We start from the raw sequence: 12,464 nt of genomic DNA, 5'->3' as shown, positions 1-12,464 counted from the left end.
ATGGCCTCACAGTGAGCGACCCGCGTCACGATCCAGGATGCGACGTCGGAGGCAGATCGTCAGCCGGACCGCCGATCTGCTCCCCCCGCACGACTCCGGACCGAGGGGTGTCATCGGTCCTGGTGGTGGGTGTAGAGGGCGCCGGCCTGGAAGCGGGTGCGGGCGCCGAGGCGGTCGCACAGGTCGCGGACGCGGCGCTGGACGGTGCGGGTGCTGATGGAGAGGCGGCGCGCGATGGCGTCGTCGGTGAGGCCCGCGGCGAGGAGGGCGAGGACGGCGTCGTCCGGGGCGTCCTCGCCGGGGAGCGGGACGGCGGAGCGCCACAGCGCCTCGAAGAGCGAGACGAGGGCGTCCAGCAGGGCGGACGGGTGGACGACCAGGGAGCTGTCGACCGAGCTGGCGTGCTGCGAGGTGAGCGGCAGCATCGCGGTGCGGCGGTCGGCGACGGCGAGCTTGATGGGGACGGCGCCGAGGCGGGCCTGCTCGCCGGACGCGACGGCGCGGCGGACGTGGTCGAGGGCGTGCGGCTCGTCGAGCGCCTCGGGGCCGTAGATGCCGCGCACCGCGATGCCGCGGCGCATGGTGCGCTCCTGCTCGTCGCTCGACACGGTGGCGTCGGTCGCGAACGGAGGCTGGACGAGGACGAGCAGCTCCTCGCGGGCGCCGTTCATGAGTTGCAGGTAGCGGCGGGACACGGCCGTCCGGCCGCTGACGACCTCGACGAGCTCCTCCGGGTGCGGCGCCGCCTCGGCCAGGAGCGGGCCGATGGCGGCGCGGCTGCGGGCGATCTCCTCCTGGCGGCTGGCGACGAGGGCCTCCACCGCGACATGGGGAGGGGTGGCGAGGAGGCGCAGCGGGCGCCCGGCCAGGCGGGTCACGAGGCCGAGGTCCTCAAGGCGCGGCAGGAGGCGGCGCAGTGCCGCGACAGACGCGCCGTGGCGCGCCGCGAGGTCGGCGAGGGTGGACGGGCCCTCCCGCAGCAGGGCGCGGTACGCCGCCTCCTCGGCGGCGGTCACCCCGAGTCCCTCCAGGAGCGGCGAATCGGACACGTCCTAAATGTACGGCTTCCCGGTCCGTTTGACGGGTTCCCGCCATGGCGGAAGCCGCCAGCGTCTTCCCTGGCCCGGCCGCGGCGGCCGACCCGACAATCAAGATCCACTTTTGGGGAGGGATGGCCATGTGGTTGAGGACCGCGGCGGCCCTGGGTCTCGGCGCGCTGGCGTTCGCGGCGCCGGCGGCGGCGGACGCCGGGCCTGCGTCCGCTCTGCGGGCGGAGGCCGGAGCCTACGACGTCACGCTGCCGACCGGCGACACGGTGCACGTCGGGGGTGAGGGCACGGCCGTGACGGCCGCGGCCGGGCGCTCCCCCGCGTTCTCCGTCCGGCACAGCGGGGGCGACCTGTACGTCGTCCCGGACGACCGGCTCGCCGACGACCCCGAGCGCTACAACGTGACGGCGCTGCACGAGCGGCGGCGGTCCGCGGCGCCGGAGCCGAAGGCCTCCGGTGAGCTGGTCACGGTGCGGGTGAGGAGCATCGCGCGGGACGGGCGGCCCGGCCTCGGCACGGCGGGCTTCCTGAACGTGAAGGACGCCTCGATCGGCAACGCGCACCGGCCGCTGCCCGGCGACCCGGACGCGCCCTGCACCGACGAGCGCTGGAACGACGCGAACTGCGTGCGGCTGGTCCCGGGGACGTACTCCGTCATGGGCGTCGTGCAGACGATGCCGTCGTGGGCGCCGAGCACCGGTCCCGGCAAGCCGCTCAACTACAGCCTCGTCGGCTACCCGGAGATCGAGATCACCGGGGACACCGAGATCGTCCTCGACGCGCGCAAGGCGGAGGAGGTGACGGTCCGCACGCCCGAGCACGCCACCGCGCCCGGCCTGGGCGCGATCAGCCACCTGATGTGGACGCGCGGGCCCGCGAACGGGCCGGCCGTGGACGAGGGCGTCTACATGGGCGACGGCGCGACGCTGGAGCAGCGGGTGTTCCTCCAGCCGACCGCGAAGGTCCGCACCGGGACGTTCGAGACGTACACGCGGTGGCGGCTGGAGGCGCCCGCGATCACGATGCGTGCGGGCGGGCGGACCCTGCACCCCGAGTACTATCCGGCGGCCTACTTCAGCGACACCTCGGACCAGTTCCCTCGCCTCGGCGGCAGCGCGGCCATGCGGGTCGCGGACGGGGACGAACCCGGTGCCGACCTGCGCGGACGGCTCGCCCTGGTGCAGCGCGAGGACGGCGTGCCCGTCGCCGAGCAGGTCGCCAGGGCCGCCAAGGCCGGGGCGCGCATGGTCGCCGTCTACAACGACAAGCCGGGCGTGAACGACGATCCGGGCGGCTACGGGACGCAGTTGAAGGTCCCGACCGTCCGCCTGTCCCATGAGGAAGGCCGGGCCGTACTGCGGGGGAAGGCAACGGTGACGGCCAAGGGCATCACGGACAGCCCGTACCAGTACGACCTGCTACTTCCGGAGAAGGGGCAGATCTCCAGGAACTTGAACCATGTCGCGCGCACGCGGGATCTGGCGCGCATCGACAACGCCTACCACGGCGATGGCGCCATGACCGCCGCGCGCTACAGCAAGCGCCCCTGGGAGGACTTCGCCCTCGCCTACAGCCGACCGGTCACCGGCACTCCGCGGACGCGCGTCGAATACGTCTCGGCAGATCCGGAAACGCAGTGGTCCGCGATGGCCATCACCCCGGAGCAGCCTTACAACAACGCCTTCCCCGGCCCGGACACGCCCCACTTCGTGCTCGGCGAAACGAAATGGTCCCCCTACAGGGCGGGGCAGCGTATCGCGCACAGCTGGGGCAAGGCTCCGCTGACCGGCGGGATCAGTGCGCAGTCACCGATCGTCCGCGCCGGTGACCAGATCCGTCTGCGGGTCGGCATGACGGACGCGGCGCGGAATTTCTCCGACGCCTACTCCAGCTCCTTCCCGAATGGCTTCGCCACCGATTTCCGTGTCTACCGGGACGACGAACTCATCGCGCAGACCGCCTACAAGGCGAGCGGGGTGCTGGCGACGACACCGGAGGACGCCGGATACCGGGTCGAGTACGACTTCGCCAACAACGCCCCGGGGGCCCGGCTGTCCACGCGGACCAAGACGTCCTGGACGTTCCGCTCCGCGCACACGACCGACGTCACGCCCCTTCCGCTGCTCCAGGTCGGTTACGACGCGGCGCTCGACCTGCGGAACCGGACCGGCTCCAAGACGTTGCGGCTGACGGTTCGCCACCAGGACGGCTCGTCCGCGCCGCTGCGCCGCCTAGCCCTCCAGACGTCGTTCGACGACGGCAGGACCTGGACGGGCGTCCCGCTGAAGAACGGCGTCGCCCGCCTCCACGGGAAGGGGACGGTGTCCCTGAGGGTCACCGCCGAGGACGAGCGGGGCAACGCGGTCGCCCAGGAGACCGTCCGCGCCTACGAGCTGCGCTGACGGGCCGGTACGACCGGACACCGTGACCCCGGCGGCGCGGCCGGGGTCACGGCACGGGCGGCGGGTCCGGCTGACGTCAGGGCCGGACCCGCCCCCGCGGGGATCAGGGCTGGGCGTAGTCGTACTTGGCCGTGATCTTGGCCGAGGCCGGGCAGATGAAGCTGCCGCTCGTCTTGGGCACGACCTGGTTGGTGAAGGTGGCGGTGAACGGGAAGTTCGTGGCCGAGGCGGTGCCGGTCAGGGTTCCGCCGTAGGTGCAGCCGATCGCGCTCATCGAGAAGTTGTTGATCTTGACGGTGGTGCCGCTGAAGGTGCCGCTCCAGGGCAGGGCCCCGGGAGTGACGGTGACCCCGCAGCCGCCGGCGCTCGCGGACGTGTAGGACGCGTTGACGCCGCCCGACAGGACCGTGCCCTTCAGCACGGAGCTGGTGCAGCTGGCCGGGACTCCCGCGTCGATCACCATGGTGCCGTTGAGGGTGGCGGTGAACGAGCCGGTGTTGACGGCCAGGGCGGGCGAGGCCGTCAGGGCGACGGTGGCGGTGGCGGTGGCCGCGACCGCGGCCGAGGCGACCGCGGCGAGCTTCGTGGTGCGAGACAAGGGGGGTCCTCATTTCGAACGGTGGGCGTCGCGCCTGCACCCGAAGGGTGGGGTGGGAGGTCCGTTGATCCATGCACGGCTCCGCCCATGGCCGGTGGGAAGGCCGCCGCGAATCAGGGACCGGGCCGGGGAACCGCCCTGTCGCCCTCGACATGGGTTCCAACCGGAGTAGAACGCGTTCTAACGCAGACCATAGACAAAGGTCATAGAGTGGTCAATACCCGGACACGACTCTTCCGTTATCTCGCGATGACACCGATCATAAAGCGTCGTTTCGAACGTCCGTAAGTCGCTATCCATGCAGGATACAGACATACTCGCGATCGGCGTGCTCGTCCCGCCCCATCAGCCCCACCCTCTCCGGCAACGGCGGCGAACGTCGGGGCGAAATGTGCGAGAACCGGTTACACAGCGCGGCCGGCGAACCAAGTTGAGAGGGGCGCCCGGCCGGCTGTGAAATTTCACATCCACTCTGATCGGCACTGAAACCCGCTTCGGACTCCGGCGGCCCGGTATCTCTGATCTGGCGATTCTTCGCGACTCCGGATTTACGGAGCCGCCCGGAAGTCCCCGCCGGAGGCCATTGTCAGGCGGGCGGTTCCGGTCCATCGTGACGGGACCGCGAGCGTCCGTGAGCGTCCCGCAGGAGACCCCGCCGCGCGACGAGCGGGCGCGTTGAGCCGAACGGCAGGTACCCCGTCATGACAAGCTCCCGCCGATTGCGTTCCCTGCTCGCCGTCCCGGCGGCGCTGGCGCTGGCCCTGGCCGGGCTCGCCGCGCCGTCCGTCGCGTCGGCGCCCGGCCCCGAGACCGCCGGGCAGTACGTCGTGACCGGTCCCCGGACCGGCCAGCAGCGCAGCCAGGTCGCCCGGACCGGAGCGGCGATCAACGCCGTCCGGGCCGGCGGGGTGGAGGTCAGCGCCATCCCGTCGGAGGTCAGGGCGATCCGGCGGCTCGGCTTCGCCGTGCGGCCGGCCCCCGTCCAGACCGCGAACCCGAGCGCGGCGCCGAGCACCGCGGCGACGTCGTACCACACGTTCGCCGAGATGCGGCAGGAGGTGGACTCGGTCGTCGCCGCCCACCCGGCGATCGCCCGCCAGTTCGTCGTCGGCAAGTCCTACCAGGGCCGCGACATCGTCGGCGTGAAGATCAGCGACAACGTGGCGACCGACGAGAACGAGCCCGAAGTCATGATCATCGCCAATATCCACGCGCGCGAGCGGCTCACCGCCGAGCAGGCGCTCGACTACATCGGGCAGCTCACCACCGGGTACGGGTCCAACAGCCGGATCACGAACCTGGTGAACTCCCGCGAGATCTACGTCATGCCGATGGTCAACCCGGACGGCCAGGTCTACGACATGACCAGCGACACCCAGCCGGGCCGGATGTGGCGCAAGAACCGCCAGCCCAACCCCACGTCCACGGGCACGGACCTGAACCGCAACTTCGCCTACAAGTGGGGCTGCTGCGGCGGCTCGTCCGGCAACGGCTCCAGCGAGACCTACCGGGGCACCGGCCCCGAGTCCGCCACCGAGACGAAGGTCCTCGCCGACTTCGTGCGGAGCCGGGTCGTGGGCGGCAAGCAGCAGCTCGGCATGTTCCTGGACATCCACTCGGACGCGGAACTGGTGCTGTGGCCGTTCGGCTACACCTACAGCAACACCGTCCCGGGCTCGATGTCCGCCGACGAGGAGGCCGCCCACCGCACCATCGGCCGGGAACTGGCCGGAACGAACGGCTTCGCGCCCGAGCAGTCCAGCGACCTGTACATCACCGACGGGACCACGGACGACTACACGTGGGGCCAGCAGCGCATCTTCTCGTTCACGTTCGAGCTGGCCGGAGGCAGCTTCTACCCGGCGCCGTCCGCGATCGCCGGTGAGGTCCAGCGCAGCCGCGAGGCCCTGCTGCGCCTGACCGACTACGCCGACTGCCCCTACCGCGCCATCGGAAAGCAGAGCCAGTACTGCGCTCAGTGACGGGCGGCGCGCCGGTCCGGTCCGGCCCGCGACGGACCGGGCCCGGCGTGTCAGCCGAAACGTTCGCGGAGGGCCGGCAGAAGGTCGGCCTCCGCCCAGGTCCGGAAGTCCTTCTGGTGCTCGGGCCCGGACTGGCAGAACGAGATGTGGGTGAAGCCCGCGTCGGCCCACTGCCGGACGGCCTCGACGTAGTCGTCCACGTCGTCGCCGCAGGGGACGGACTCCACGACGTCCTCCGGACGGACGGTCTTCGTGGCGGCCTCGAAGTTCACCGGGCCGGGCAGCTCGGCCATCACCTTCCACCCCGGGGCGGAGAACTTCCACGTGCTGTGGGCGCGTTGCCTGCACTCCTCATAGTCGTGACCGAAGGCCACGGGGATCTGACCGTAGACGGGCTTGCCGGCGCCGCCCTCGTTGTGGAAGCGCTCGACGACCTCCGGGACCGGCTGGTCGGAGATGAGGAGGTCCGCGTGCTCGGCGGCGAGCCGGCCGGCGCGCCCGCCGAAGGCCGCCATGCCGATCCGGACGGGCTCGTCGGGCAGGTCGTACAGCTTCGCGGAGTCGACGCTGAAATGGCGGCCCCGGTAGTTGACGTAGCCGCCGCCGAACAGCGCGCGGATGATCTCCACGGCCTCGGCGAACATCTCGTGCCGGACGTCCACCGACGGCCAGCCGCGCCCGATGACGTGCTCGTTGAGGTTCTCCCCCGCCCCGAGACCGAGCGTGAAGCGCCCGTCGGACAGCACGCCCATCGTGGCGGCCTTCTGCGCCACCACGGCCGGGTGGTAGCGCATGATCGGGCAGGTCACGAACGTCATCAGCGGGATGTGGTGGGTGGCCTGGGCGAGCGCGCCGAGCACCGACCAGGCGTAGGCGGAGTGGCCCTGGCTCTCCAGCCACGGGAAGTAGTGGTCGGAGATCACCGAGTAGGCGAATCCGGCCTCCTCGGCCTCCACGAGGTCGGTGACGAGCTGCTTGGGCGGCGTCTGCTCGCAGAGCAGCGTGTATCCGAATTCCATGTCAGATCCCCAGCAGGTCCATGATGTCGTCGGCGTGTTCTTCCTCTTCGGCGAGGATGTGCTCCATCAGCCGGCGGGTGGTCACGTCGCCGTCGCCGAGCCAGCGGATGATCTCCTGGTAGGACTCGATGACGATCCGCTCGGCGACGAGGTTCTCCTCCAGCATGCTCTTCAGGTCGTTCTCGTCGAACGTCCGGTAGGTGGTGTGGGAGCGCTCTGCCAGCGTCTTCGGATCGAAGTCCGGCTCCCCGCCGAGCTGGCTGATGCGCTCCGCGGCGCGCATCGCGTGGCCGCGCTCCTCGTCGGCGTGTTCGGCGAACTCCGCCGACACCTGCGCCCGGTCGATCCCCGTCGCGCTGATCGCGTGCTGCGCGTAGCGCATCCAGCACACGATCTCGGTGGCGAGGACGTCGTTGAGGACGCCGACGACCTCCTCGGCGCTCCTGCCGTAACCCGCGGTCACGGGTCCGTCGGTCATCTTGGCGCGGGCGCGTTCGCGGATCGCCGCGACGTCGATGCTGAAGCTGCTCTCGGCCATGCACTCCTCCTGATCTGCGCGGATGTGGGCTCCCCTACCCATCAGGGCCCACTCATGCCTGGACGCCGACGCGAGGAACCTGCCGCCCGGAGGGTTACTTGGCCACCGTACGTCACATCTGCTATACGTAGAGCTACCTCGCTCCGACCTGGGGCGAGGGAAGGGACATCCGGTATCCACCTTGAGATCCGGGCGTGACAAGGAAGAAAAGGAACCACATGAAGTCCTTCAGCTACACCGAGCTGGACAAGCTCGCCGGTGAGGTCCTGCCGGAGCGCGCCGTTCTGTCCACCCTTCTCGTCGGGGGCGGCGAGAACGAGAACGCCAACCTCAACCTCAACCACGGCGGTGGCGGCGACGGCACGACCGCGGTCGTGAACGCCTGCCAGAGCCAGCAGACCCGCCCCGACAGCGGCCTGCTCCAGCTGGTCGGCCTGCACGCGCAGAACGACGCCAGCTCGCAGTCCTGCATCCCGGGCGCCGTGGTCTCCGGCCACTGAGCCGAGCGTGCGTAACCGCGGGCTTCGGCTCGCAATCGGAAGGGCTGGCGGCTTCCGCCAGCCCTTCCCCCCTTCCTACGGAAAAGTGAAAGCGATCCCATGAGCTCTTCCAACCCTCAGCGGCTCACCTATGCGGAACTGGACCGGTTGACCGGGGAGGTCCTCCCGCGCCGGTTCGCGCTGTCCGTCAGGACCGGTGGCGGCGGCGGCGACACCCAGGTCTTCTACGCCTGCCAGGCCACCCAGTCCGCCGGGACGACCGGCCTGCTCGGCACCGGCCTGCTCGCCGAGCCCCCGTCCTCCACGTTGACCTGCACGCCCGCCGTCGTGGTGCACGACAAGCCATGACCGCGCCCGCCGCCCTCACCCTGCCCGCACTGGTGGACGGCGCCGAACTCGTCGGCGAGTTCAAGAACTCCGGGTACCGCGAGCCGCCGCAGCTGGTGCGCCTGCCGAACCGGCAGCTCGTCCGGCTGCCCCCGCTGCTGTTCCTGGTCGCCAAGGCGCTGCAGGAGCACCGCCACCTGGCGAGCGAGAGCGACGTGGTCGCCTCGCTCGCCACCGTGGCCGACTCGGTCAGCCGGGAGGCGGGCGCGCGGCTGACCTCCGAGCAGATCGTCTACCTGGTGGACCGCAAACTCGCCCCGCTCGGCGTCACCACCTTCAGCGACGGCACCGAGCCGCAGCTCGCGCGGTCCGACCCGTTCCTGGCGCTCAAGTTCAAGGTCGCGGTGTTCCCGGAGTCGGTCACCTGGTTCATCGGCGGCCTGTTCGCCTGGCTGTTCCGCCCCTGGGTGATGGCGCCCGTACTCGCCGGATTCCTGGCCGGCGAGGTCTGGGTGCTCACGTCCAGGTCGATCGCCGACGCGCTGTCGATGGCGATCCTCAAGCCGGTCAGCATCCTGCTGGTGATCGCGCTCGGGATCGCCTCGTGCGCGTTCCACGAGATCGGGCACGCCTCGGCCTGCCGGTACGGAGGCGTCCGCCCGGGCGTCATGGGCTGCGGCATCTACCTGGTGTGGCCCGCGTTCTACACCGACATCACCGAGTCGTACCGGCTCGGCCGCGCCGGGCGGCTCCGCGCCGACCTCGCCGGCGTCTACTTCAACGCCATCTTCGTCATCGGGCTGACCCTGCTCTACGCGCAGACGGGGTTCGCGCCGCTGATCGTCGCCATCATGTACGTCAACCTGGAGATGGTGCAGCAGCTGCTGCCGACGCTCCGGTTCGACGGGTACTACATCATGTCCGACCTCATCGGCATCCCCGACCTGTTCCGGTACATCGGGCCGATCCTGCGCCGGACGCTCCTGCGGCGCCCCGCCGACGCCCGGCTCGACGACCTCAAGCGCTGGCCCCAGATCTTCGTCACGGTCTGGGTGCTGACGGTGATCCCCATGCTGGCCTTCCAGATCGCGCTGATCATCACGCAGGTCCCCGGGCTGGTGGCCAAGGACTGGGCAATGATGCGCAGGCTCGCGTCCGCCGCCGCCGACGGCGCGGACCCCCTCACGCTCCTCACCTCCGGGCTCCAGATCGTCCTGCTGGTCCTGCCGCTGGTCGGCGTGGCGTTCATCCTGTACAGCATGGTCCGCGGGCTGGTGCGGTGGGCCGTCCGCTACGTGAACGCGCCCGTCGCCAAGGCCGCCTCCGGCACCTGACGGGCCCCTCTCACCAACGCGCCGGGTGCCGCCAGGGGGGCACCCGGCGCGTTTTTCCTGTCCGTTGAAATGCATTTTATAAGCTTTTCCCCCTGTGCTTCGGGGCGCCGGGCCACGGGAATCCCCGGGGAACGGGGAGAGAAAGTCCGACAAAGGATCTCTCCTCTTTCCCAAGGCCGGCACGATCTCACGGCCGGTGTTTCCGGAAGGCCCCGCGTTGCTCCGTCGCCCCACCCCCGCCGCATGGCTGGGGGCCTTCGCGCTCCTGCTCCCTCTCGTGCTCGCGAACCGGTCCATGGCGGCCGCGCCGGCCGCCGCCGAGGTCGTCGCCGAGACGGCCGTCGCGCCCCGCACCCTGGACCTGACCATTGCCTCTCCCGCCATGGACGGCCGCCGGAAGGTGCGGCTCCTGCTCCCGCCGGGCTGGTCGCGGCACGCGGAGCGCACCTGGCCCGCACTGTGGCTGCTGCACGGCGGCGTCGACGACTACACCGCCTGGACCCGCGACACCGACGTCGCCGAACTCACCGCCGGCACCGGCGTCATCGTGGTCATGCCGGACGGCGGTCGCTGCGGCAATTACTCCGACTGGTGGAACTACGGGAACGGCGGCCCGCCGCGCTGGGAGACGTTCCACATGACCGAACTGCGGCGCATTCTCGAACGGGACTACCGCGCGGGAACGCGGCGCGTGATCGCCGGCAATTCCATGGGCGGCCTCGGCGCCATGCTGTACGCGGCCCGTTTCCCGGGCGCGTTCGCGGCCGCGGCGGCGTTCAGCGGCTACCTCGACACCCTGCACGGCCACGAGCCGGGCGACGACTCGACCGGCTGGGGGCCGTCCCTGGCCTGCCCCGGCACCGACTGGCGGCGGGTGTGGGGCGACCCCGACGACCAGGCCGCGATCTGGCGCGCCCACAACCCGACCGACCTCGCGGGGCGGCTGCGCGGCGTCCGGCTCTGGGTGGCGAGCGGCAACGGCAGGGCCGGGCCGCTCGGCCGGCTGCCGTTCACCGACCCGGTGGAGGCCGGCGCGAACGACCACGCGCACGCGTTCGTGGACCGGCTGCGCACCCTCGACATCCCGGTGACCGCCCGCTTCTTCGACGGGCAGCACGACTGGCCCTACTGGCAGCGCGACCTGCACGAGGCATACCCGATGCTCATGGAAGCCCTTGGGCTGGGCTGTGTTTCCACGTCCCGGCCCACTTCGCTCGCCTGGCGGCTCGCTACGTGACCGGCACTGGGCGAACGCGGCATCGCTTCGCGATCTGCCCGGCTCCGCTCGCCTCCGGCCTCGCTCCACCGGCCAGCTCACGCGTTCGCGCGCGGCCGAGACCACTTCGAGACTAGGGCTGGGCTCCTGCTCCGGGCTCAGTCGTTCTTGAGGGTTTCCGGGGGGTCCTTCATGCCGAGGGGCCCCTGCCATTCGAGGAGCAGGACCGTGGCGTCGTCGGCCAGGCGCCCCGCGTGGTGCTCCAGGATGCTGTGGACGAGCCGCCGCAGCGTCTCGGGGACCGACAGCCCGTCGGCCTCGCGCCGGATGATGAAGTCGACGAACCGCTGCAGCCCGAACTCCTGCTTGTTCGGATCGCGGGCCTCCACGATCCCGTCGCTGTAGAACAGGATCCGATCGCCCGGCTCCAGTTGCTCGTTGCACACTTTCGCCTGCACGCCGAGCCCGGTGCCGAGCGGGGTGCCCGGCGGGCACTCCAGCGTGGTGACCCACCGCGACCCGCGGATGACGACGGGCGGAGGGTGCCCGTGCGAGACCCACGACAGCCGCCCCGACGGCAGGTCGAGCTCGGCCAGCACGCCCGTGACGAAGCGCCCGCTCGGGTCCTGTTCGAGCAGCGCCGCCTCCACCGCCTGCGCCGTCTCGACGAGCCCGGCCCCCTGGATGCGGGCGTTGCGGCAGGCCGCGACGGCGAGGTTGGAGGTGAGCCCGGCGGAGGTGTCGTGGCCCATCGCGTCGAAGATCGTGAGATGGACGGTGTCGCCGGCCAGCGCGTAGTCGAAGGTGTCGCCGCCCAGCATGTAGGCCGGCTCCAGCGCGGCGCCGATGACGACCTGGTCATTGGCGAAGCTCGTGGGCGGAAGCAGCCGCCACTGCATCTCCGCCGACACCGTCATGTCCCTGGTCCGCACGAGGCGGGAGTAGGAGTCGCTGTAGGGGCCCTTGCTGACGATGATCAATGCGACCAGGCCGGCCAGGACCTCGGCCTCCTCCCGGACCCGGTCGTCGTCGCGGCGGACGGTCACCCGCAGCACGCCGAGCCGCTCGGTCCCGTCGAGGATCGGCACCCAGAACTGGCAGCGCCCGCCGTCGAGGGCCTGCCCGAACGCGGGTTCCATCGTCTGGAAGGCACGGCCGGCGACCGTCCCGTCGACCCTCAGCTCCCGCGATCCGGCCCCGGGGTCCTGTCCGGCGTCCGGTCCCTTGCCGGTCAGCAGGCGCAGCACCGTCTGCTGGAGATCGACGACGTAGATGAGCGCGTCATGCAGGCCGTGGTCGGCGGCGTGCCGGGCCACCGCGCCCGGCAGCTGCTCCATCGACATCAGATGGCTGGCCGCCAACAGCTCTCTCAGCATCGGTTCGCCGCCCTGCACTCTCGGCTCTCGGGGCTCCCACTCCACCGTCCCGCAGGCGGACCACCTCTCACCAGGACCGCAATTCCCCCTTTCCGGAACCCCTTACCCCGGCACGCGTCGTCC

At 71.1% G+C, this 12,464-nt stretch carries 11 protein-coding genes; 6 read left to right on the top strand and 5 right to left on the bottom strand.

All coding sequences use genetic code 11. The features are described from left to right. Window positions 1–110: 110 nt before the first annotated feature. Window positions 111–1,049, bottom strand: coding sequence for a helix-turn-helix domain-containing protein (locus AB0C84_RS10905; RefSeq protein WP_361063900.1), 939 nt, complete (start codon window positions 1,047–1,049; stop codon window positions 111–113). 128 nt (window positions 1,050–1,177) lie between these two features. On the opposite strand from AB0C84_RS10905, the gene AB0C84_RS10900 reads away from it, so the two are divergent. Further along, window positions 1,178–3,451, top strand: coding sequence for a PA domain-containing protein (locus tag AB0C84_RS10900; protein ID WP_361063897.1), 2,274 nt, complete (start codon window positions 1,178–1,180; stop codon window positions 3,449–3,451). Window positions 3,452–3,554: 103 nt separating this feature from the next. On the opposite strand, the gene AB0C84_RS10895 is transcribed toward AB0C84_RS10900, so the two are convergent. Continuing rightward, entirely contained in the window at window positions 3,555–4,049 is a 495-nt protein-coding gene (locus AB0C84_RS10895; protein WP_338740871.1) for a hypothetical protein, read from the bottom strand. A gap of 701 nt (window positions 4,050–4,750) precedes the next feature. On the opposite strand from AB0C84_RS10895, the gene AB0C84_RS10890 reads away from it, so the two are divergent. After that, on the top strand, window positions 4,751–6,031 hold the full coding sequence (locus tag AB0C84_RS10890) for a M14 family metallopeptidase (RefSeq protein ID WP_361063893.1): 1,281 nt from the start codon (window positions 4,751–4,753) through the stop codon (window positions 6,029–6,031). A gap of 50 nt (window positions 6,032–6,081) precedes the next feature. Here AB0C84_RS10890 and AB0C84_RS10885 read toward each other — a convergent pair whose 3' ends face one another. Both AB0C84_RS10885 and AB0C84_RS10880 read right to left on the bottom strand, forming a co-directional pair. Further along, the gene (locus AB0C84_RS10885) at window positions 6,082–7,050 is read right to left on the bottom strand and encodes a TIGR03557 family F420-dependent LLM class oxidoreductase (protein ID WP_258941493.1); all 969 of its coding nucleotides are present in this window, start codon (window positions 7,048–7,050) and stop codon (window positions 6,082–6,084) included. A 1-nt stretch (window position 7,051) separates the two neighbouring features. Then, window positions 7,052–7,588 (bottom strand): ferritin-like domain-containing protein, encoded by a 537-nt coding sequence (locus AB0C84_RS10880; protein ID WP_258941492.1) that lies wholly within the window; start codon window positions 7,586–7,588, stop codon window positions 7,052–7,054. Window positions 7,589–7,806: 218 nt separating this feature from the next. Here AB0C84_RS10880 and AB0C84_RS10875 point away from each other — a divergent pair, with 218 nt between their 5' ends. The 4 genes from AB0C84_RS10875 to AB0C84_RS10860 all read left to right on the top strand — a co-directional run bounded on the left by AB0C84_RS10875 (window position 7,807) and on the right by AB0C84_RS10860 (window position 10,986). Further along, complete coding sequence (locus AB0C84_RS10875) at window positions 7,807–8,088, top strand: hypothetical protein (RefSeq protein WP_179843603.1); 282 nt, start codon at window positions 7,807–7,809, stop codon at window positions 8,086–8,088. A 99-nt stretch (window positions 8,089–8,187) separates the two neighbouring features. Further along, window positions 8,188–8,436, top strand: coding sequence for a hypothetical protein (locus AB0C84_RS10870; RefSeq protein WP_361063888.1), 249 nt, complete (start codon window positions 8,188–8,190; stop codon window positions 8,434–8,436). Continuing rightward, window positions 8,433–9,749, top strand: coding sequence for a hypothetical protein (locus tag AB0C84_RS10865; RefSeq protein ID WP_361063885.1), 1,317 nt, complete (start codon window positions 8,433–8,435; stop codon window positions 9,747–9,749). The genes AB0C84_RS10870 and AB0C84_RS10865 overlap by 4 nt, the downstream gene beginning before the upstream one ends. A 217-nt stretch (window positions 9,750–9,966) precedes the next feature. Next, a complete protein-coding gene (locus tag AB0C84_RS10860; RefSeq protein WP_361063883.1) occupies window positions 9,967–10,986 on the top strand; it encodes an alpha/beta hydrolase family protein in 1,020 nt (339 codons plus the stop codon). Window positions 10,987–11,123: 137 nt separating this feature from the next. Here AB0C84_RS10860 and AB0C84_RS10855 read toward each other — a convergent pair whose 3' ends face one another. Next, window positions 11,124–12,341, bottom strand: coding sequence for a PP2C family protein-serine/threonine phosphatase (locus AB0C84_RS10855; RefSeq protein WP_361063880.1), 1,218 nt, complete (start codon window positions 12,339–12,341; stop codon window positions 11,124–11,126). Window positions 12,342–12,464 lie beyond the last annotated feature (123 nt).

It is taken from the genome of Actinomadura sp. NPDC048955 (assembly GCF_040649435.1).
GTDB lineage: Bacteria > Actinomycetota > Actinomycetes > Streptosporangiales > Streptosporangiaceae > Spirillospora > Spirillospora luteofluorescens.
The sequence above is the reverse complement of the archived record's forward strand: the minus strand, read 5'-3'. Positions and strand labels throughout refer to the sequence as shown.